Below are 21,307 nucleotides of genomic sequence, written 5' to 3'. Positions count from 1 at the left end.
TTCCCTCTTTCCGGCACATCGGCAAGGCGGCGAAAAAGCCCCGTGGCATGATGCCTGCGGGCACGACAGCGCAGCCGTGCGGACGATAACGTCCGCCCGCCTTGTCGTTTCATGACAGTTTTTCGACGGCAGGTTGCGCCCTGCCGCCATTGATGTTTGCGGCCAGGAGCCGCGTGAAAGAAGAATATTTTGAACAACGAAAACACTTTGACCGGTAACGACAATCTGACCGGTAAGAACACTGGCGAGCTTTCGGGATTCGCAGCGCTTGGAATTACGGGCGCGCTGCTCAAGGCCACCCATGGCGCAGGCTTCACCGATCCGAAGCCGATCCAGGCCCAGGCGATCCCGCCGCAGCTGGAAGGCCGTGACATTTTCGGCATCGCCCAGACTGGTTCGGGCAAGACCGCGGCGTTCGCGCTGCCGATCCTTTCGAAGATCATCGCTCTCGGCACCAAGCGCCGGCCGAAGACCGCTCGTGCGCTGATCCTGGCACCGACGCGTGAACTCGCCGTGCAGATCGAAGAGATGATCAAGCTCCTCGCCAAGGGCGCGCATGTCTCGACAGCACTCGTGCTTGGCGGCGTCTCGCGCTTCAGCCAGGTGAAGAAGATCGCTCCCGGCGTCGACATTTTGATTGCCACGCCCGGCAGGCTGACCGATCTGGTGCGTGAGGGCGACCTCGTGCTTGCCGACACCAAATGGCTGGTGCTCGACGAAGGCGACCGCATGCTCGACATGGGCTTCATCAACGACGTCAAGCGCATCGCCAGGGCGACCGCGCCGGACCGTCAGACGGTGCTGTTCTCGGCGACCATGCCGGCCGAAATCGCCGAGCTGGCGAAAGGCCTGCTGAAGAACCCGATCCGCGTCGAAGTGGCGCCGCACAGCACTGCGGCGGCCGAGATCGTGCAGGGCGTCGTCTTTGCCCGTACCAAACAGAAGCGCCAGGTTCTGGCGACGATGCTCGCCGACGAGGCGATGAAGTCCGTCATCATCTTTTCGCGCACCAAGCATGGCGCCGACAGGGTGACCAAGGATCTCGAGCGCGATGGCTTCAAGGCCGCCGTCATCCACGGCAACAAGTCGCAGAACGCCCGCCAGAAGGCGCTGAACGATTTCCGCGAGGGTTCGGTGCGCATTCTTGTGGCGACCGATATCGCGGCGCGCGGCATCGACGTGCCCGGCATCAGCCATGTGGTGAATTTCGACCTGCCGGACGAGGCGGAGAGCTATGTCCACCGCATCGGCCGCACCGGCCGTAACGGCATGGACGGCATCGCCATCACGCTTTGCGACCCGTCCGAGAACAGCAAGCTGCGTCAGGTCGAGCGCATCATCCGCACCAAGCTGCCAATCGTTGCCGACCATCTCGGCAGTCCCGACCCGCAGCGCAATCCTGCCGAAAAGAACGAGCGCAGCTTCGAGCCGGCCAACGACCGTAATGGTCGTCGCGACGGCAGGCGGCCGAGCGGCCACAACAACGGCAACAAGCGCTTCGGCGACAAGCCGGCCTTTGCCGGCGAACGCAAGCCGGAGGGCGCCAAGGCGTTCAAGGGCAACAACAAGCGTCGTTTCGGCGGCAAGCGGCCAGCAGCGCGGGCTGCGTAATCAGATAGCGCATCCGGCCCGCGCCTGTCGGGTCGGCTGCTCACAATGAAAAAGGCGATCGGAGCGATGCTTCGGTCGCCTTTTTCGCCAGAAATCTACTTCACCACCGCCTGTACCCAGACGACAATGCGCTGGGCGAGGAAAGCTGTGGTTGCTGGCGACAGCGCGTCTCCGGCAATGACATGGTTGTCCCGATCGCCGGTATCGTCGACCGGCACCAGTTCGTGCGCCGCGCCCCAGCGCCCGGCGATGTCACGGGTGCGGTCCGGCCGCACGATCCTGTCCGAATCGGAAAGGATGAAGAGGGCAGGGATGGTCGCCTTCTCCACCGGCGCGCCATAGGCCAGCTCGGTCAGCGCCACCATCGGCAGCGTCGCCGCGATCGGATAGCGCCAGGTCCAGAATTTCTCGTGCAGCGCATTGCGCGGCACGAAGCTGCGGTCCTTGCCGGCAACCAGCTCGGCGATCTCTCGGCCCCACGGCATGGTCAGAAGTTCGGCGCCGGAAGCCTTGACGCCGAAATTCGGCGAGATGAACGCTATTGCCGCCACCCCGTCGGATGCGCCCGGCTGCGTCGCCGCCCAGGCTGCCAGCGAGCCGCCGGTCGAGGTGGCGATGACGATCACCTTGTCGCCGATCGCTCGGCCGATGGCGAGCGCTTCCTCATAGTCGTTGATCCAGGCGTTGACGCTGCCGTCCGCCATTGCGGCGCCGCCCTGTCCGTGGCCGGTGAGACGGGTGTATTAAAGATTGGCGTCGAGCTGGTCGGCCACCTCGTCGGGAAGCGGCCGAACCTCGCCCTTCGACGCCGAAAAGCCGTGGATATAGACGATCGACAGCGGCGTCCTGGCGTGAACCATCGGATTGGCCCAGATGATTTCCTTTTCCAGCCCGTCGTGGATATCAGGTACGGCCGCCTCTTTGCGTGTCAGATAGGCTTGCGGGTCATCGCCGATCACGGAAGGATCGAAGCGGATCGTGATGTCGGCTGGGACGCGCGGGCCAAAGACGTAGGCAAGGACGAGAATGACGGCGAGAGCCAATATCGCAAGCACGATCCGTCGCCCCATCGCAGACTCCATGCAATAAATCTCAGCCTATGGCCACGATGGCAAACAGGCAACGACGTCCCGCCGGCGGCGGGATCGCCAACTTTGATGGCCGATCTATTCGCTCGGCGGCTTTCGGTCGAAATTAAGCGGACGCGCCGTCCAGCGGGTCGCGGTGCTGATGACCCATCGGCAGAACGGTCTCGGCAGGATTCTGAGCAGCTTCAGGCCCCAGCTCAAGCGCCACGGGAAGGTGACTTCGAAGCCGCCGGACTTGATGCCGCGCGCCATGCGGCGCGAGGCGCGATTGACCGGCATCAGCCCGGGCATCGGCAGCAAATTCTTCTCGGTCAGCGGGGTGTCGACGAAGCCCGGGTTTATCACCTGGATGCGGACGTTCATCTTGTCGAAATCGTACTTCAGCGATTCGGCGAGGATATTGATCGCCGCCTTGGTGCCGCCATAGGCGGCCGTGGTCGGCCAGCCGAAATAGGCAGTGACCGAACCGACCAGGACGATATGGCCGCGCGCGCGGACGCGCATGCGCTCGATGACCGGCACCAGGCCGTGGATGATGCCGAAATAATTGACATCGAAGGACTGGCGAAATCCACGGACGGTGAGGTCTTCGCCGGCGGTCGCAATATAGCTCCCGGCATTGAACACGGCCAAGACGATCGGGCCGAGATCCTTCTCGATCGCCGCGACCGTCCTTGCCATGCGGTTCTCGTCGGTGACGTCGCAAGGATAGGCCGTGACGTGGCCCGGCATCTGCACCGTCTCGACAACAAGCGTGTCGATCGGATCGTCGTCGAGCGCCGTCACCGCGACGACATAGCCTTGCGCCGCAAGGTCCTTGGCCAGTGAACGGCCGATGCCGCTGCTGCCGCCGGTAATCCAGGCGACGCCGTGCTTCGGGTCGGCCCGATAGAGTGTCATGCTATGCCCTGCGACTTTTTCTTAGCCTGTGCTCTAGCGGTGAAGAAATCGGATGAAAAGAGCGCTTTTCAATGGTGAGCTTCAATGATTGGCGCAACGCAACGTCTGTTTTAGGAAATTGCAGCCCGGAAATGCTGCTGGACCAGGCAAATTCTTGCCTTGAAACCCAAGCTTCGGGTTTCTAGGGTTCGGCCGCAAGCATAAAGGAATCTCCATGCCCCGTTCTGTGATCGAAGCGATCGGCAATACGCCTCTGATCCGCCTCAACAAAGCCTCGGAAGAAACCGGTTGCGAGATCCTAGGCAAGGCCGAATTCATGAATCCGGGCCAGTCGGTCAAGGACCGTGCCGCGCTGTTCATCATCCGCGACGCCGAGCAGCGCGGACTTTTGAGGCCGGGCGGGGTGATTGTCGAGGGGACGGCCGGCAACACCGGCATCGGATTGACGTTGGTCGCCAAGGCGCTTGGCTACCGCACCGTAATCGTCATCCCGGAGACGCAAAGCCAGGAGAAGAAGGACACGATCAGATTGCTTGGCGCCGAGCTGATCGAGGTGCCTGCCGTTCCCTACAAGAACCCCAACAATTATGTGAAACTGTCGGGCCGTCTGGCCGAGCAGATGGCCCGGTCCGAGCCGAACGGCGCGATCTGGGCCAATCAGTTCGACAACGTCGCCAACCGTGATGGCCATACCCGCACCACGGCGGAAGAAATCTGGGCCCAGACCGGCGGCAAGGTCGACGGTTTCGTCTCGGCGGTCGGCTCCGGCGGAACACTGGCAGGGGTCGCCTTCGGGCTCAAGGCCAGGTGCAAGGACGTCAAGATCGCGCTCGCCGATCCGCTCGGTGCGGCGCTCTACAGTTTCTACACCAGCGGCGAGCTGAAATCCGAAGGCAGCTCGATCACCGAAGGCATCGGGCAGGGGCGGGTCACCGCCAATCTGGAAGGGTTCACGCCGGATTTCTCCTTCCAGATTCCGGACGAGGATGCACTGCCGATCGTCTTCGACCTGATCCAGGAGGAAGGCCTGTGCATCGGCGGCTCGACCGGCATCAACATTGCCGGCGCGATCCGGCTGGCACGTGAGATGGGTCCCGGCCATACCATCGTGACCGTGCTTTGCGACTACGGCACGCGCTATCAGTCGAAATTGTTCAACCCGGAATTCCTGCGTCAAAAGCAGCTGCCGGTGCCGGGCTGGATGGAACAGCGGAGCACAATCTCGGTGCCGTTCGAAAAGGTTGGGTGATGGCTTACAGGACGGATGCCCTGTTTCGCGACGACGCCTATCTCAGGACGGCTGATGCCGTGGTTGTCGCCGTCAACGACCGTGGCGGCATCATTCTGGACCGGACGATCTTCTATGCCACGTCGGGCGGGCAGCCTGGCGATACGGGCACCCTCGAACGCGCCGACGGCAGCCTGATCCCTGTTGCCGCCACCATCACCGGTGAGACCAAGGATGACATCATCCATGTGCCGCCGCCTGAGCAGGCGGTGCCTGAGGTCGGTGAGCCGGTAAAGCTTGCCCTCGATTGGCAGAGGCGGCATCTGCTGATGCGCATGCACACAGCCTGCCACTTGCTTACCGTCGTCTGCCCGTTCCCGATCACCGGTGCCTCGGTTTCCGAGGACGACAGCCGTATCGATTTCGATATTCCGGATGCCGGCTTCACCAGGGAAGACGTGACGGCCCGGCTGATGGAATTGGTGCGGGCCGACCACCCGGTCTTTGTCAGGCTGATCACCGACGAGGAGTTGGCGGCCAATCGGGGACTGGTGAAATCGAAGAATGTTCGGCCGCCGGTCGGCACGGGCAAGATCCGCTTGGTCTGCATTGGCGAGAACGCCTCGATCGACAGCCAGCCTTGCGGCGGCACTCATGTGAAGAGCACTGGAGAAGTCGGCGAGATCCATATCGGCAAGATCGAGAAGAAGGGTCGCGAGAACCGGCGCTTCCGAATACGCTTTGGACCAATGCCGCCGGCCTGATAAACAGCCGGCCTGATAAACAGATTATCGAAGGCGGGCAGGAGAAGAACAATGGCCGAAGACAGCCCTTTCACCATCGATGCGGACTGGTTGCAGAAGCGCCTCGGCGAGCCTGGCCTGACCATCGTCGACGCGTCCTGGTATTTGCCGGCGCAGAAACGCGACGCGCGCGCCGAATATGACGCAGCGCACATTCCGGGCGCCCGTTTCCTGGATCACGATGCGATCTCGGATCCTGATTCCCCACTGCCGCACACACTGCCGTCGCCGCAGCATTTCGCCCAATATGTCGGCGCCATGGGCATTTCGGCCGACGACACCATCGTTGTCTATGACGGCCCGGGCTTCTTCTCGGCGCCGCGCGCCTGGTGGATGTTCCGTGTCATGGGGGTGTTCCAGGTCTACATATTGGACGGCGGCTTCGATCGCTGGAAAGCGGCTGGACGGCCGGTGACGGCGGAGCCGACGAAGATCGCGCCTTGCGTGTTCCATGCCGACTTCGATGCCGCTCGCGTCGCCAGCCTGGCCGACATGCGCCGGATCGTCGAGACCGGAGAAAGCCAGATCGCCGACGCGCGTTCGCCTGGCCGGTTTGCCGGTACCGAGCCGGAGCCTCGCGCCGGCGTCCGCTCGGGTCATATGCCCGGCGCGCGCAATGCGCCGTTTTCGGCGCTTGCCGAGGATGGCGAGTTGCTGTCGAAAGACCGGTTGCGCAAGGTGATCGAGGACGCCGGCATCGACCTGTCAAAGCCGGTCGTCACCTCTTGCGGCTCAGGCGTTACGGCGGCGGCGATCACGCTGGCGCTCGAGACGCTAGGCCACACCGACAACAGGCTCTACGACGGTTCATGGACCGAATGGGGTGGGCTTGGCGATACGCCCGTCGTGACGGGCAAGGACTGACTGCGATGGAAAACGGCGCGCTTGAAGACATCGAGGTCACGGTGACGTTTCTCGAAATGCATGCGCCGCCGGCCTATTCGCCGCCGCTGCCGTACAACCGCCAGATCGCATTGCTGAAAACCAAGGACATTCCGCTGCATTTCTACCGCTATTTGATGGATCGGGTGGGCCGCAAATGGCACTGGGTCAACGTGCTGAGGCTGAGCGACGAGGAGCTTTCTGCCGGGATCCACCGCGAGGACCGGGACATCAGGGTGCTGTATCTCGACGGCTCGCCGGCCGGCTTTTTCGACCTGAAGCCGCATCTGCCGGGAGAAGTGGAACTGGCCTATTTTGGCATGATGGAGCACGCCACCGGCCAAGGCATCGGCCGCTGGTTCCTGGGTGCGGCGATCGACGCCGCCTGGTCGCACGGACCAAGGCGGGTGACGGTGCAGACCTGCACGCTCGACCATCCAGCGGCATTGCCGCTCTATCAGAAGCTCGGCTTTGAACCGGTCGCGCAAAAGAAGGAGATGGTGCATCCAATGACCTTCGCCGAACGTGCGGCCAGCGTCATGCGGCCATGATTTTCTCCGCAGACTGAATTTCATCGATGCTTCAGCTCGGAGGCAAACTGTTGGAGCGTTCGCCACGCATCCAAGGGAACGCGTGGCGCTCGAAATGGCGATGGGAGGATCAATGATGATTCGGGTGGTGATGGCCGGTGCGACCGGCTGGGTCGGCAAGGCACTGGTTCCGGCGATCGGGGCGCAAGGCGACATGGCGCTGGCCGCGGCCGTGTCACGCAGCGGCGCTGGGCAGGATTCCGGCCTGCTGGTCGGCCTGCCGGCAAACGGCATCATCGTTGCCGCCTCGCTGGCCGAGGCAATGGAGGTGCCGTCGGACGTGCTGGTCGACTACACCAAACCGCATGTCGTGAAGGACCACGCGCTGCTGGCCATCGAAAACGGACGGCACGTGGTGATCGGCACCTCGGGGCTGGGTGCGACCGATTTCGGCGAGATCGATGCTGCAGCCCGCGCCAACCGTGTCGGCGTCATTGCCGCAGGCAATTTTTCGATCACCGCCACGCTGATGAAGCGGTTTGCCCTGATCGCGGCGAAATACGTGCCGGATGTCGAGGTCATCGACTATGCCAGCGCCAGGAAACCCGACGCGCCGTCCGGCACGGCGCGCGAGCTTGCCGAAGTGCTGGCCGAAGTCCGCAAGGCTTCGACCGCGCGGCCGGTCTCGGAGGTCTCCGGTGTGCCGGGAACGCGCGGTGCGGCGGTTGGCACGGGTGAGGGGGTGCAGGTGCATGCGCTTCGCCTGCCTTCCTACATCCTGTCCTGCGAAGCGCTGTTCGGCCTGCCCGACGAGCGGCTGACCATCCGCCACGACGCCGGCTCGTCCGCTGCCCCTTATGTGGCCGGCACGCTGCTCGCTATCCGGCGGGTACAGGAGATCACAGGGCTGGTGCGCGGTCTCGACGCGCTGATGGACTGATCCAGATTGGCAGGAATCGGGTGGGAAGCGCTGGCGCAGCGACGTAATTTCCGGTCGACGACATCGGAGATTTCACCATGACCATCCAATTCAAGGCCTTGCCCACGGAAGGCGTCAGAGCTTTGCAGCGCGGCGGGCCGGACGCCTATGGCCTGATCCCAGAGCGGAAAATATCCGACGGTGACGGCGTGCCTTGCCGCCACTGCCTGAAGAACGTCGCCGCTGGAGAAGCCTACCTTGTCCTGGCTTATCGGCCATTCCCGCAATTGCAGCCTTACGCCGAGACCGGTCCGATCTTCCTGCATGCCGAGCCTTGCGAGCGCGCTGCCGAGGCCGAGGCGCTTCCCGAAATTCTCGAAAGCAGCGACTACATCGTGCGCGGCTACGGCAGCGACGACCGCATCGTGTACGGCAGCGGCGGCGTCATCCCAACGGGCGCTATCGCGGCGCGGGCCGAGAGTTTGTTCGAGCGCGACGACATCGCCTATGTGCATGTCCGCTCGGCACGAAACAATTGCTACCAGTGCCGGATCGAGCGCGCGTGACCGGATCGGTCGCAGCTGTCGTACGCCTGTCGCAATGTCGCGTTATGGAATGATTGTCGATCGATTTGCCGACCGCGGATGAACCGGCGGGAGATCTCGATATCAGAGGAAGCGGGGCTTTGGCTCCGCTTTTTTGCTGCCTGCATTATATTTCTTTACCCAAAGAAAAAGCCCGCCGGAATGACCGACGGGCTTTGACTGTTGTCTGGACGGCTCGAAAATTAGTTGAACTTGTACTTCGCACCAATGCGGACGGTGTGAAACGAAGGCGTAGAGGTGAGAGTGTCGTCCGGCAGCCCAAGTTCAGAGGAAAAATCCTCCTCGGAGAACTGCGAGTAGCGGTACTCGAGGCCGACGGTCACGTTGCTGGACATGGCCGTTTCCAGACCACCACCCACCGAGAAGCCGCTGGAGTCCCAATCGAGGATGTCGCCTATGGGCGAAGACGCATTCAGATCGAAATGCTGCCAGCTGTAACCGCCGAGCACATAGGCGAGTGTCGATTCGTTGACTTTCATGCCGACGCGGGCAAGCACATCGAAGCCGTAATCGGTATCCAGATTGATCGATCCGCCTGGAAATTCCAACTCGGAAGTCATGCCGGAGTAGCGGGCATCCACCATGACACCTGCGACCCAGCTGCCGAAATCATGGTCATAGCCGACGTTCAATTCGCCGAACACACCTTCGCCGCCGAGCCCGTTGAACTCGAGCCCGCCAAGCGGCGGAACTTCGATCTGATGCACCGACGCACCCGCGCCGGCGGCGCCGCCGACGTAGAAGCCGGTCCAGTTGTAGGCAGGCGCTTCAAAAGAGGCGACGCCGCCATTCTGGGCGCCGAAGCGATAGTTGGCCCCGACCTGGAACGTATGCCGCGATGTGTCGATATTGAGGGCGCCATCCGGCAAACCGAACTCGGAAAGCAGATCATCATTGGTGCCGAAGCGGGTATAGCGATATTCTGTCTTGATGGTCCAGTTGCTGTTGATGGCCGTTTCAACGCCGGCTCCGACGAAGTAGCCGCTCTGGTCCCAATCCAGGTCAATACCAGCGTTGGTGTCGAGTTCGTATTTCTGCCAGGAATAGCCGCCGAGCACATAGCCCAGCGTGTTCGGCGTGAACAGGTATCCGGCCCGCAGACCAGCGTCGAAACCGTAAGTCTCGCGGACCGAAGCCTCGAATCCAGCTACGTCGAGCGTGGTTTCAATGTTGCCGATATGGGCGTCCAGGAGTCCGCCGATCAGGAAGCGCGGCGACACCATATAGTCGTACCCAACGGTCAGCTCACCGTATACGCCTTCACCACCAATGCCGTTCAACGAGAAGCCGGGAAGGAAATCGCTGCTGAGCTCGTGGACATTGGCGCCGGCGCCGACGCCGAAGCCAACATAAATGCCACTCCAGTTGAAGGCCGACGTCTCGACGACCGGCACAAGCGCGTCGGCGGCATGAGAAGCCGAACCAAGCGCCAGAACGGAAACTGCGCCAAGAAGAAGAGATTTTGCGAATCGTTTGTTGATCATTGCCCCTGCCTTTTGAAAAACCCGTCAGCCGTCTAGCACCTGCCCGTGCTGGCGGATGTAACAAAAAAGCCACAGTAATGACACATTGCAAGCATAGCGGGTAAAGCCGGCCAGTTGATCGCAAACCGTGAAATTTTCTTGTGGAAAAAAAAGCCGCCGGGGCGCCGGCGGCTTTGTCGGGAGAGAATCAGCGGCAGGTTCAGGCGGCGAGAACGGCCTTCGGCTCGACCAACTCATAGCCGAGTGATTCGGCCACCGCGCGGTTGGTGATCTTGCCCTTGTGGACATTGAGGCCGTTGCGCAAATGATGATCGTCGACCAGCGCCTTCAGGCCTTTGTCGGCAAGCTGCAGGCCGTAATGCAGCGTCGCGTTGTTCAACGCCTGGGCCGAGGTGACCGGCACCGCGCCCGGCATGTTGGCGACGCAATAGTGAACGACGCCGTCGACCTCATAGGTCGGGTCGGCATGAGTTGTGGCGTGCGAGGTCTCGAAGCAGCCGCCCTGGTCGATGGCAACATCGACCAACACCGAGCCTTTCTTCATTCCCGACAGCATTTCGCGCGAAACGAGTTTTGGCGCGGCGGCACCCGGGATCAGCACGGCGCCGACGACGATGTCGGCCGAAAAACATTCCTCTTCCAGCGCCTCGACCGTCGAGTAGCGGGTGTGGACGCGGCCGCCGAAGATATCATCGAGCTGGCGCAGGCGCGGGATCGAGCGGTCGATGATGGTGACGTCGGCGCCAAGGCCGGCCGCCATCCGTGCGGCATGCAGGCCGACGACGCCGCCGCCGAGCACAGTGACCTTGCCAGGCAGCACGCCGGGCACGCCGCCGAGCAGAACGCCGCGGCCGCCATTGGCCTTCTGCAGCGCGGTGGCGCCCGCCTGGATCGACAGGCGGCCCGCGACTTCCGACATCGGCGCCAGCAGCGGCAGGCCGCCGCGGTCGTCGGTGACCGTCTCGTAGGCGATGGCCGTCACGCCCGAGGCCAGCAGGCCCTTGGTCTGCTCCGGATCCGGAGCGAGATGGAGATAGGTGTAGAGGATCTGGCCGTCACGGAGCTGGACCCATTCGTTGGGCTGCGGCTCCTTGACCTTGACGATCATGTCGGACTTGGCAAACACGTCGGCGGCCGTCTTGGCGATGGTGGCGCCGGCGGCGCGATAGGCGTTGTCGTCGGCGCCGATGCCGGCGCCGGCGCCGGTCTCGACCAGCACTTCGTGGCCATGCGCGACATATTCGCGGACCGATCCCGGCGTCAGGCCGACGCGGTATTCGTGGTTCTTGATTTCCCGGGGGCAGCCGACGCGCATCTTCTTCTCCTCCTGATCCAGCCTTTTGGGGCATGTTCGCTGTTGAGAGACAGTGAACCACGAATCGTCGCGTAGGTGTTTGCGAATACGCTTGCGCAAGACGGTGCGGTTCGATAATCGTTGCGTAAAACAGCTGGATTGTCGCAGGAATCCCGAAAAATGCCGCTCGACAGGATTGATATCGCCATCCTCGAAACGTTGCAACGGGATGGGCGGATACCCAACGCGGCGCTTGCCGAGAAGGTCGGCCTGTCACAGTCGGCCTGCTCGCGGCGGCTGGACAATCTGGAGAAATCCGGAACCATCCGCGGCTACCACGCCCGGCTGTCCAATGCCGCTCTTGGCCACCAGATGACGGCGATTGTGCATATATCGCTGTCGGGGCAATTCGAAAAGACACTGTCGGATTTCGAGGCGGCGATAAAGCGCTGCCCGAACGTGTTGTCCTGCCACCTGATGTCGGGTGAATACGATTATATCCTGCGCATCGCGGCAAAGGACCTCGTCGACTATGAGCGCATCCACAAGGAATGGCTGTCGGCAATGCCGCATGTGACGAAGATCAACTCGTCGTTCGCCTTGCGCGAGATCGTCGACCGGACGGCGGTCGGGATGAAGCCGGAACTTGCCTAGGCTTTGAAAGCCTCCGTTACCACCCGGTCCATCGGGATGTCATGCGGCTGCGGGTAGATGGTGGCGATGCGCTGCAGTTCGTAGCCGACACCGATGACCAGCGGCTTGAATGGCATCGCCGCCAGCGTGCGGTCGAAGAAGCCGCCGCCATAGCCCAGCCGATACTGTCTCGGATCGATGCCGACGACAGGCGAGATGACGATGTCGGGCAGCACCGGATCGCCTCCAGCCGGGATCGGGATGTTCCAGACACCCTTCTCAAGCCGGTCGCCCGGTCCATAGGCGCGAAAGATAAGCGGGCGGGCTTTTTCGACGACAACGGGCAGTGCGGTACGGCCGCCGCGCTCATTGACGGAAGCTATCCAGGCCCGCAAATCCGGCTCGCCGCGGAACGGCCAGTAGAGGCTGACCATGCGGCCGGCAATGTCGCCGATCACCGCGTCGAGGTTTTCGCCGATGCGCTGCGACATTGCCGTCCGCACCTCAGCCGGGACAGCGAGGCGCGCCGCAATCAGCCGCTCGCGCTCGGCCTTGCGCCATCGTTTCACGTCGTTCCAGTCGGATAGGGGCGGCCGGAATTCCGGGTCGAACTCGTGCATGAAGCAAGGCGGCGAGGAATATTGCCCCGGACCGTCGTCATGATCGCTATGCAAGTTCCTCTCCTTTCGTCTGCTTCGATGAAATTATACTCGGCGGCAGGATGGGGGCATGTACAACAGCGACATCTTCCGGCGTGCAGTCGGCAAAGTCGGATGTTGTTGCGGTGCACAAAAGTCGCTACATCAGCCTTGGCGAAATTGCTGTCCAGTCTGCGCTCCCGCCCCACCTGCTCTCCTGGCCCAACCTGCTCCCGGAGTGAATGAGATGAACGAAACCAGCCATCATGTCGTCGTCGTCGGGGCGGGCTTCGGGGGTCTCGAACTCACCCGCGCGCTTGACGGCGCGCCGGTGCGCATCACCATGATCGACAAGCGCAACCATCATCTTTTCCAGCCGCTGCTCTATCAGGTGGCGACTACGGCGCTGGCGACCTCGGAAGTCGCCTGGCCGATCCGCCATCTCCTGCGCAAGCGCAAGGATGTGACGACACTGCTGGCCACCGTCAGCGGCGTCGACCGCGCCGGCAGAAATGTGCTGCTCGATGATGGCGGCGCGGTTGGATACGACACGCTGCTGCTGGCCACCGGCGCCCGCCACGCCTATTTCGGCCATGACGAATGGGAGAATTTCGCACCGGGGCTGAAGACGCTGGAGGACGCCACCACCATTCGACGGCGCATTCTGCTCGCCTTCGAGCAAGCCGAGCGGGAAAGTGATCCCGCCAGGCGCCAGGCGCTGCTGACACTGGCGATCGTCGGTGGCGGACCAACAGGCGTGGAACTGGCCGGCACCATTGTCGAACTGGCGCACGAGATGCTGCGCGGCGAGTTCCGCAACATCGATACGCGGCAGACGCGCGTGGTGCTGATCGAGGCCGGTGACCGTATCCTTTCCAATTTCGCGCCGGAACTCTCCGACTATGCCAGCAAGGCGCTCGAGCGGCTTGGCGTGACGGTCGAACTCGGTCGGCCCGTGACACGTTGCGACGCGGAGGGTGTCGTCTTCGGTGAAACGCATCTGCCGGCCAGGACTATCCTGTGGGCAGCAGGCGTCGCCGCTTCGCCGGCTGCCGAATGGCTGGGGGCGGCAGCGGACCGCGCGGGCAGGGTGCTGGTCGACCCCGATCTGAACGTGCCGGGCAGTCCGGAGATTTTCGTCGTCGGTGACGCTGCGCACGTCCTGCGGCCGGATGGCCGCATGGTGCCCGGCGTAGCACCCGCCGCCAAGCAGCAGGGCCGGCATGTCGCCGCGACGATCAAGGCCCGGCTTGCCGGCGACATGAACCCGCGGCCTTTCCGCTACAGGCATGACGGCGATCTGGCGACGATCGGCAAGCGCGCCGCCGCGATCGACATCGGCTGGATCAAGCTCACCGGCCGGCTGGCCTGGTGGCTATGGGGCCTGGCGCACATCTATTTTCTGATCGGCTTCCGTAACCGGCTTGCGGTTTCGCTGAGCTGGCTATGGATCTACCTGACAGGGCAGCGCAGCGCGCGGCTGATCACCCAAGGCGACGACGACAGGCGCTGACGTCTCCGCCCGCGCACATGCATCCGCACGTCATCTGTTCCCTTATGGACTCGACCGGATTCAGGCGCGAAGCTCTGCTTCGGTCAGGACTTGGCACGCTATTGAAGGCTGGCACGCCGTTGAACAGCAGCCGGCTCGAACCGCATCCTCGACTTGATGTTCGACGGAGAACCAATTGATCCCATGCGGAAATTAGTCGTCGCCACCCTAAGCCCTGTAAACCACCTGGCGGACATCGATGTAGCTGGCGCGGAAGCCGGCTTCGCAATAATGCAGGTAAAACTCCCAGAGCTTCTTGAAGCGATCGTCGAAACCGAGCGGGACGATCTTTTCCCATGACCCACAAAAACGGTGGCGCCATTCGGCGAGCGTGCGGGCATAGTCGTCCGGGAAAATGCGCTCGCGCAGATGAGCAAGGCCATGGTCTTTGCCGAGCGTTTTCAGGATCGACGGCGTCGGCAGCATGCCGCCCGGGAAGACGTAACGCTGGATGAAATCCGGCCGGGCGCGATAGGTATCGTAGGCTTTCTCGTTGATGGTGATGATCTGCAGGCCGGCGGTGCCGCCAGGCCGCAGGCAATCCTTCATCTTGCCGAAAAACACGGGCCAGTACTTTTCGCCGACCGCCTCGAACATCTCGATCGAGGCGATGCGGTCGTAGGAACCGGTTTCGTCGCGGTAGTCCTGCAGCTTGATGTCGATCTTGTCGGCAAATCCAGCCTTCTGGACGCGTGCTCTGGCGAAATCATGCTGTTCGCGGCTGATCGTCAGCCCGGTGACGCGGCAGCCGATCTCGCGCGCCGCGAATTCGGCAAAGCCGCCCCAGCCGCAACCGATTTCAAGCACGTGGTCGTTCGCGCCGATGCCCGTGTCCTTGGCCAGCGCGCGATATTTGGCGGCTTGCGCGCTTTCCAGATCGTTGGCACCAGCCGCATAGAGCGCCGACGAATAGGTCATGCTCGGATCCAGCCATTCCTTGTAAAAGGCGTTGCCGAGATCGTAATGCGCCGAAATGTTGCGCTTCGAGCCGGTGCGGGTGTTTTGGTTGAACCAGTGGCGGACACGCTGGACGGCGTTGATCAACCAGCTGGCGCCGCCGGCGATGCGCTCTCCGATTTCTGAATTGACGACGAACAGTTCCAGGAAACTGGTCACATCGGGACTGTCCCAATCGCCGTCGATGTAGGATTCGGCGATGCCGATGGTGCCGCCGGTGAAGGCGCGGCCGGGCAGGCGCCAGTTCTTGAGCACCAGTTCGGCGTCCGGACCCGGGCCCTTGCCGCCGACGAGGACGGCGCGGCCGTCCGGCATCCTCACCTTGAGCGAGCCACGCGGCAGGTTCATCGCCGCCGACAGCACCATGCGCGCCTTGGCCGGCAGGCCTTTGACGGTCTCGGCGAAATTGAATTCGTCCAATTTGACCGCGTCGCCCGACGCAACGCTGGTGTCTTCCTTGTGAGCCATGTCACGCCCCCGGGACTTCTGCGGCGCCGGCGCAAAATCGCCGGTTTCCAACTCTCTCGCAGTTCATCGGCAGGGCGCGAACGCCGCTTCCCGATGAATCCCCGCAGCAATCTTTCACGTCATCAAGGGGAACTTCAAGAGCCAAGGCAAGCGAGCACGGATCATGGAAAGATTTTGGGGGAGGGCGCTGATCAACGCCGGAATCACTATGGTTGCAGCCACCCGGATGCAGTAGTTTTAGCCATGCGTTATGTCATCGTCATCTGCGCCGTCACGTTCTTCCTGATCTGGGACGGGCTCTACAATCAGGGCAGCTATCTCGACACCACGGTCAGGGAGATTAACCGCATCGCGCGCTACATTACCAGCATGATGTAGGTTTCCTCGCCGTCGCCCCAACGCGTTGTTGCCGCGACATCGTTGCCGGTTGACGCAATCGTGTTGCCCACACAAAACATGGCTGCACATCGATCGAGGAGGCTGGGGTTGATCCGGCATATCGTTTTCTTCAGCGCACGGCACAAAGAGGACGTCGAGGCCGTACGCACGGGCTTGCTGGCGCTGGGCAACATCCCCCATTCCCGTCTGTTCGAGGTGACGCTCAACAGCAAGGTCGACCCGCTTTCGGACGAGATCGACTTGGTCGTTTATGCCGAGTTCGAGGATGACGCCGCTCTGGCCGCGTACAAGGCGCATCCGCTCTATGCCGAGACGACCAGTCAGGTCAAACCGCTGCGTGAATTGCGCTATTCGGCGGACATTGTGGCTGCGACTTGAAGGGAAACTGACCGAAGCAGGAGCGCACCCATCTGCGGCCGTTGGTTCGGTCGGATCAGCGCCCTGTCGCTTTCGCGCGTCGCCAAGGCAGCGTGGCCAAGAACAGCCATCGCGACGACCGCTGCCGCTATATGAAATCCGTGCGCGTCAGGCGAGGGCTCTTGAACCAACTTCCGGAATGATGCACACCGCGCCGGCATGATCGAGACGATGCCAGCACGCCCTCATTCGCCCGGCGCTTATCCGCCCGGCCCCTGTCCGCTTGACCATCTTGTGCTGCCGACCGCGAGCCTCGACGTGGCACGGGCGCGGCTGGCTTCGCTTGGCTTTGTCGTGGCGCCGACCGGCATCCATCCTTTCGGCACGGAAAACTGCTGCGTCTTCCTTGAGGACGGCACCTATCTCGAGCTGCTGGCAGTGGGCAATGCGCGAGCGGCGGCGAAAGCGGTCGCTGACGACAACGTCTTCGTCGCGCGCGATCGCGCCTATCGCGACAGCTGCGGCAATGAGGGATTTTCCGCCCTTGTCCTGGGCACCCAAAGTGCGGATGCCGACCACGCACGCTATGTCGAAGCCGGCCTGTCGGCTGGAGACATGCTGAGCTTTTCGCGCGCCTTCACCGACGCGGCGGGAAACAGCGACACGGCATCGTTCAAACTGGCCTTCGCCTCCGGCACCGGGGCGACGGACGCATTCCTGTTTGCTTGCGAGCGGATCAATGCGCCGAAAGTGGACCGCAGCGCGTTGCAGGTCCACGCCAATGGCGCAAACGGCATTGTCGAGGTCGTGGCGGTCAGCAATGAGCCATCCGAACAGCGCCGTTTGATTTCGATCGCGACGCACAGTCCGGCAACCGTGCCGGGGAGCAGCACTGCGTTTGAGCTGCCGAACGCGACCTTGACCCTGCTTGACCCCGTCGCTTTCGAATCGCGCTTCGGCATACCTGCCGGCGCGCCATCGGAACTCCGCTTCGCGGCGATCGTCTTTTCAGTTGGTTCCGCCGACACGGTCGCCAAGCTGCTTGCCGCAAGTTCCGTAGAACATGACATACGCGGCGATGATATTGTCGTGCGGCCGGCATCCGGGCAGGGTGCGGTCTTCGTTTTCCAGGAGAAAGCATGAGCAAGCCCAATTCGTCCGTAACCGTCGGCAATGTCGTCTTCGGCAACACCGCGCCGCTGTCGCTGATTGCCGGCCCGTGCCAGCTTGAATCGCGCCAGCACGCCTTCGACATGGCTGGCGCGCTGAAGGAACTGACCGAGAAGCTCGGGCTGGGCCTCGTCTACAAGACCAGTTACGACAAGGCCAACCGCACCTCGCTTGGCGGCACGCGCGGCGCCGGGCTCGATGCGGCGCTGCCCGTCTTCGACGATTTGCGCAAGGCGTTTTCGCTGCCGATCCTGACCGATATCCACACCGAGGAACAGTGCGCGCTCGTCGCGCCGCATGTCGATATCCTGCAGATTCCGGCTTTCCTCAGCCGCCAGACCGATCTGCTGGTCGCGGCGGCAAGAACTGGCAAGGTCGTCAATGTGAAGAAGGGCCAGTTCCTCGCGCCGTGGGACATGAAGAACGTCGTCGCCAAGGTCACCGGTTCCGGCAACGCCAATGTGCTGGTCACCGAGCGCGGCGCGTGCTTCGGCTACAACACGCTGGTGTCCGATATGCGCGCCCTGCCGATCATGGCCGAGATCGGCGCGCCGGTGATTTTCGACGCCACGCATTCGGTGCAGCAGCCGGGCGGGCAGGGCGGCTCGTCAGGCGGCGATCGGCGCTTCGTCGAGACGCTGGCGCGCGCCGCGGTTGCGGTCGGTGTCGCCGGCGTCTTCATCGAGACGCATCAGGATCCCGACAACGCCCCCTCCGACGGTCCCAACATGGTGCCGCTGAAGGACCTTCGGGCGCTGCTTGAGAGGCTGATGGCATTCGATCGCGTCGCCAAGGGCTGAGCAAGTTCAGCGGCCCAGCCCTAAGTCCGACCCGAAACTTGTGATCAACAGGCGCCGGTTGTACGCTGCCCAGGCAACCGAGTGCCTTGGAGGAGGAAGCCATGTCCGTCGCCCGCGTCACCGAAATCACATCATCGTCGAATAAGAGCTTTCAGGACGCCATCGAACAGGGGATTGCCCGCGCCGCAAAGACATTGAAGAACGTCGAAGGCGCCTGGATCCAGGACCAGAAGGTCGTCGTCGAGAACGGCACGATCTCCGCCTACCGCGTCAACATGAAGGTCACCTTCATCCTCGCTGAGTGATCAGCCCTGCACGTATGACCGCGTCCATAAAAATCTGGAACCTTCGCAGCCCTCTCCTCATTGTCGAAGCTGAAGTGAACGACAAGAGGAGCACATCATGACAACCCAGACAGGACACACTGAAGCCATCGCTGCCTCGCGGGTGATCGGCACTTCCGTCTACAACACGGAAGGCACGCACATCGGCGACATCGAGGATGTCATGCTCGACAAATTGTCGAATGGAATCATGTTTGCCGTGATCGGCTTTGGCGGATTTCTCGGCATCGGCGAGAAATACCACGCCATTCCGTGGGCGAGCCTCGACTATGACGAGAACAAGGGCGGCTATGTCGTGCCGTTCACCAAGGAGCAACTGAAGGCAGCTCCCGCCTATTCGATCAACGAATTGACGGGCGCCGACGGCGAGGCCGCGCGTGATGCTTCATACAGTTACTACAGGGTCGAGCCTTATTGGCATTGATCTTGCTCTGCCGGAATCAAAAGGCCCCCGGTTGAACCGGGGGCCTTTTTTGCAGGATATCTACTCCGCTGCAAGGGTCGACAACTCTACCGCGCCCTGTTGAGGCTGCTGAGTGTCACACGACGTCAAAAACGCCGCCGCGATCAGGAACAAACTCACAATACCGCTCAACTGAGACATGGCGAAACTCCTCCTGTTTCGCCCCGCGCAGCTGTGAGCATAAACCAGAAAGCCGCATGCCGCCACGGCCTATGACTGACATGACTTATGATGACAGCAATTTGTGCTTCGTGATTCGATGTGGCGGAAGTGGCGGCACTATTTGCGGACGCCCCGATTGCGTTTTGCGGCACTTTGGCTAAGACGTGCGCGACGCTTCGTCAGATCAATCGGGGACATCGCAATGACTGCCATCATCGACATTGTCGGGCGCGAAATCCTGGACAGCCGCGGAAACCCGACCGTCGAGGTCGACGTCGTGCTCGAAGACGGCTCGATGGGCCGCGCTGCGGTGCCTTCCGGCGCCTCGACCGGCGCGCATGAGGCGGTCGAGCTGCGCGACGGCGGCGCCCGCTACCTCGGCAAGGGCGTCCTGCGGGCGGTAGAGGCCGTCAATGGCGAGCTGTTCGAGGCTATCGGCGGGATGGAAGCCGAGAACCAGATCCACATCGACCAGACCATGATCGAGATCGACGGCACACCCAACAAGAGCCGCCTCGGCGCCAATGCGATCCTTGGCGTGTCGCTGGCGGTGGCCAAGGCTGCGGCGGAAGCGGCTGGCCTGCCGCTCTACCGCTATGTCGGTGGCACCAAGGCGCATGTGCTCCCGGTGCCGATGATGAACATCATCAACGGTGGCGCCCATGCCGACAACCCGATCGATTTCCAGGAATTCATGATCCTGCCGATCGGTGCGCCGACACTGCGTGATGGCGTGCGCTGGGGTTCGGAGATCTTCCATACGCTGAGGAAGCGGCTGAAGGACGCCGGCCACAACACCAATGTCGGCGACGAGGGTGGCTTCGCTCCTAACTTGAAAAGCGCGCCCGCAGCGCTCGATTTCATCATGGAATCGATCGAGAAGGCCGGCTTCAAGCCGGGCGAAGAGGTTGCGCTCGGCCTCGACTGCGCCGCGACCGAATTCTTCAAGGACGGCAACTACGTCTATGAAGGCGAGAAAAAGACCCGCGATCCGAAGACCCAGGCCAAGTATCTGGCCAAGCTCGCCGCGGACTATCCGATCATCACCATCGAGGATGGGTTGGCCGAGGACGACTGGGACGGCTGGAAAACGCTGACCGACCTCATCGGCAACAAGACCCAGCTGGTCGGCGATGATCTGTTCGTCACCAATACGGCCCGGCTGCGCGACGGCATCCGCATGGGCGTCGCAAATTCTATCCTGGTCAAGGTCAACCAGATCGGCTCACTGACCGAAACGCTCGATGCCGTCGAGACCGCGCACAAGGCCGGCTACACCGCGGTCATGTCGCACCGCTCGGGCGAAACCGAAGATTCGACCATCGCCGATCTCGCCGTCGCCACCAATTGCGGGCAGATCAAGACGGGTTCGCTGTCGCGGTCGGATCGCATGGCCAAGTACAATCAGCTCATCCGCATCGAGGAAGAGCTCGGCAAACAGGCGCTCTACGCCGGCAAGTCGATCGTGAAGGGCTGAGCCGCAGAAAATCCTAAAACCCAGAAAATCCGAAAACGAAAGGGCGGGGCATTCTCGCCTTTTTTGTTTCAACACCGCCAGATCCGGTCGTCCGTAACCGTCCATTAAGCACAATCGGGCGAGAAAGGGCTAGGTCGCAGAGTGGTTAGAGCGCCCTTTGCGCGTCCAGGCGCGCGCGGCGCTCTAAGGGATTTGGGTCATGTGGACACGTCAGCACAAGCAGAGAAATACCGGTCGGCTGATCATCCCCTCGCTCTGCGTGGCGTTCCTCGCCTATTTCGGCTTTCATGCCTACCACGGCGAATTCGGCATCTATTCCAAATACCGGTTGCAAGCCGAAGCCGTCGACCTGCAAGTTAAGCTCGATGCCGTCAAGGCGCGCCGGCTCGATCTGCAGCGGCGTGTTCAGCTCATGCATCAGGGCACGCTGGAGAAGGACATGCTCGACGAGCAGGCGCGCAAGGCGCTCAATGTGTCCCACGCCGACGAAATCACCATCATGCTACCGGCCACGGCAAGATAACCAAATTCAAGTTAATCGCC

Annotated in this window: 22 protein-coding genes and 1 pseudogene; 17 read left to right on the top strand and 6 right to left on the bottom strand. The window is 62.3% G+C overall.

What is annotated here, in order from left to right:
- Positions 1–189 precede the first annotated feature (189 nt).
- Positions 190–1,611, top strand: a complete 1,422-nt coding sequence (locus AC0L3H_RS24845) for a DEAD/DEAH box helicase (protein WP_473587207.1) — start codon at positions 190–192, stop codon at positions 1,609–1,611.
- 95 nt (positions 1,612–1,706) lie between these two features.
- Here the strand turns inward: AC0L3H_RS24845 and AC0L3H_RS24840 are convergent.
- Both AC0L3H_RS24840 and AC0L3H_RS24835 read right to left on the bottom strand, forming a co-directional pair.
- Positions 1,707–2,681: pseudogene (locus AC0L3H_RS24840) on the bottom strand (alpha/beta hydrolase).
- Positions 2,682–2,777: 96 nt separating this feature from the next.
- Positions 2,778–3,599 carry an SDR family oxidoreductase gene (locus AC0L3H_RS24835; protein ID WP_473587206.1) on the bottom strand — a complete coding sequence of 274 codons (822 nt, stop codon included), beginning with the start codon at positions 3,597–3,599 and terminating at the stop codon, positions 2,778–2,780.
- A gap of 214 nt (positions 3,600–3,813) precedes the next feature.
- On the opposite strand from AC0L3H_RS24835, the gene AC0L3H_RS24830 reads away from it, so the two are divergent.
- The 6 genes from AC0L3H_RS24830 (at position 3,814) to AC0L3H_RS24805 (ending at position 8,527) form a co-directional block, all read left to right on the top strand.
- The gene (locus AC0L3H_RS24830; RefSeq protein ID WP_473587205.1) at positions 3,814–4,848 is read left to right on the top strand and encodes a cysteine synthase A; all 1,035 of its coding nucleotides are present in this window, start codon (positions 3,814–3,816) and stop codon (positions 4,846–4,848) included.
- On the top strand, positions 4,848–5,591 hold the full coding sequence (locus AC0L3H_RS24825; RefSeq protein ID WP_473587204.1) for an alanyl-tRNA editing protein: 744 nt from the start codon (positions 4,848–4,850) through the stop codon (positions 5,589–5,591). The genes AC0L3H_RS24830 and AC0L3H_RS24825 overlap by 1 nt, the downstream gene beginning before the upstream one ends.
- A gap of 51 nt (positions 5,592–5,642) precedes the next feature.
- Complete coding sequence (gene sseA, locus AC0L3H_RS24820; protein ID WP_473587203.1) at positions 5,643–6,494, top strand: 3-mercaptopyruvate sulfurtransferase; 852 nt, start codon at positions 5,643–5,645, stop codon at positions 6,492–6,494.
- Positions 6,495–6,499: 5 nt separating this feature from the next.
- Positions 6,500–7,063: a GNAT family N-acetyltransferase gene (locus AC0L3H_RS24815; protein ID WP_027154015.1), complete on the top strand. Its 564-nt coding sequence runs from the start codon at positions 6,500–6,502 to the stop codon at positions 7,061–7,063.
- Positions 7,064–7,175: 112 nt separating this feature from the next.
- Positions 7,176–7,982: a 4-hydroxy-tetrahydrodipicolinate reductase gene (dapB, locus tag AC0L3H_RS24810; RefSeq protein WP_473587202.1), complete on the top strand. Its 807-nt coding sequence runs from the start codon at positions 7,176–7,178 to the stop codon at positions 7,980–7,982.
- A 77-nt stretch (positions 7,983–8,059) separates the two neighbouring features.
- Positions 8,060–8,527 carry a DUF1203 domain-containing protein gene (locus AC0L3H_RS24805; RefSeq protein ID WP_473515228.1) on the top strand — a complete coding sequence of 156 codons (468 nt, stop codon included), beginning with the start codon at positions 8,060–8,062 and terminating at the stop codon, positions 8,525–8,527.
- Positions 8,528–8,748: 221 nt separating this feature from the next.
- Here AC0L3H_RS24805 and AC0L3H_RS24800 read toward each other — a convergent pair whose 3' ends face one another.
- On the bottom strand, positions 8,749–10,050 hold the full coding sequence (locus AC0L3H_RS24800; protein WP_473587201.1) for an outer membrane protein: 1,302 nt from the start codon (positions 10,048–10,050) through the stop codon (positions 8,749–8,751).
- 199 nt (positions 10,051–10,249) lie between these two features.
- Positions 10,250–11,365, bottom strand: a complete 1,116-nt coding sequence (gene ald / locus AC0L3H_RS24795; protein ID WP_091591151.1) for an alanine dehydrogenase — start codon at positions 11,363–11,365, stop codon at positions 10,250–10,252.
- 159 nt (positions 11,366–11,524) lie between these two features.
- Here ald and AC0L3H_RS24790 point away from each other — a divergent pair, with 159 nt between their 5' ends.
- Positions 11,525–11,998: an Lrp/AsnC family transcriptional regulator gene (locus AC0L3H_RS24790; RefSeq protein ID WP_023799250.1), complete on the top strand. Its 474-nt coding sequence runs from the start codon at positions 11,525–11,527 to the stop codon at positions 11,996–11,998.
- Here the strand turns inward: AC0L3H_RS24790 and AC0L3H_RS24785 are convergent.
- Entirely contained in the window at positions 11,995–12,597 is a 603-nt protein-coding gene (locus AC0L3H_RS24785; RefSeq protein WP_473587216.1) for a 5-formyltetrahydrofolate cyclo-ligase, read from the bottom strand. The two genes, AC0L3H_RS24790 and AC0L3H_RS24785, sit on opposite strands and share 4 nt — an antisense overlap.
- 265 nt (positions 12,598–12,862) lie before the next feature.
- Between AC0L3H_RS24785 and AC0L3H_RS24780 the strand changes: the two genes are divergently transcribed.
- A complete protein-coding gene (locus AC0L3H_RS24780; RefSeq protein WP_473587200.1) occupies positions 12,863–14,128 on the top strand; it encodes an NAD(P)/FAD-dependent oxidoreductase in 1,266 nt (421 codons plus the stop codon).
- A 207-nt stretch (positions 14,129–14,335) separates the two neighbouring features.
- Here AC0L3H_RS24780 and AC0L3H_RS24775 read toward each other — a convergent pair whose 3' ends face one another.
- The gene (locus AC0L3H_RS24775; protein WP_473587199.1) at positions 14,336–15,592 is read right to left on the bottom strand and encodes a class I SAM-dependent methyltransferase; all 1,257 of its coding nucleotides are present in this window, start codon (positions 15,590–15,592) and stop codon (positions 14,336–14,338) included.
- Between the two features lie 243 nt (positions 15,593–15,835).
- On the opposite strand from AC0L3H_RS24775, the gene AC0L3H_RS24770 reads away from it, so the two are divergent.
- From AC0L3H_RS24770 to AC0L3H_RS24735, 8 genes are all read left to right on the top strand, one after another.
- Positions 15,836–15,970: a hypothetical protein gene (locus AC0L3H_RS24770; RefSeq protein WP_473587198.1), complete on the top strand. Its 135-nt coding sequence runs from the start codon at positions 15,836–15,838 to the stop codon at positions 15,968–15,970.
- A gap of 108 nt (positions 15,971–16,078) precedes the next feature.
- Positions 16,079–16,369 carry a Dabb family protein gene (locus tag AC0L3H_RS24765; RefSeq protein WP_473587197.1) on the top strand — a complete coding sequence of 97 codons (291 nt, stop codon included), beginning with the start codon at positions 16,079–16,081 and terminating at the stop codon, positions 16,367–16,369.
- Between the two features lie 210 nt (positions 16,370–16,579).
- A complete protein-coding gene (locus tag AC0L3H_RS24760; protein WP_473587196.1) occupies positions 16,580–17,491 on the top strand; it encodes a VOC family protein in 912 nt (303 codons plus the stop codon).
- On the top strand, positions 17,488–18,318 hold the full coding sequence (gene kdsA / locus AC0L3H_RS24755; protein WP_473587195.1) for a 3-deoxy-8-phosphooctulonate synthase: 831 nt from the start codon (positions 17,488–17,490) through the stop codon (positions 18,316–18,318). Before AC0L3H_RS24760 ends, kdsA begins: the two co-directional genes overlap by 4 nt.
- A gap of 101 nt (positions 18,319–18,419) precedes the next feature.
- Positions 18,420–18,623, top strand: coding sequence for a dodecin family protein (locus AC0L3H_RS24750; RefSeq protein WP_023799242.1), 204 nt, complete (start codon positions 18,420–18,422; stop codon positions 18,621–18,623).
- A gap of 97 nt (positions 18,624–18,720) precedes the next feature.
- A complete protein-coding gene (locus AC0L3H_RS24745) occupies positions 18,721–19,086 on the top strand; it encodes a PRC-barrel domain-containing protein (protein WP_023799241.1) in 366 nt (121 codons plus the stop codon).
- Positions 19,087–19,489: 403 nt separating this feature from the next.
- On the top strand, positions 19,490–20,764 hold the full coding sequence (eno, locus tag AC0L3H_RS24740; protein WP_473587194.1) for a phosphopyruvate hydratase: 1,275 nt from the start codon (positions 19,490–19,492) through the stop codon (positions 20,762–20,764).
- A gap of 199 nt (positions 20,765–20,963) precedes the next feature.
- Positions 20,964–21,287, top strand: coding sequence for an FtsB family cell division protein (locus tag AC0L3H_RS24735; RefSeq protein WP_473587193.1), 324 nt, complete (start codon positions 20,964–20,966; stop codon positions 21,285–21,287).
- Positions 21,288–21,307: the final 20 nt, after the last annotated feature.

The organism is Mesorhizobium sp. WSM4816, from assembly GCF_055811535.1.
This window is presented reverse-complemented; position numbering and strand designations above follow the sequence as displayed.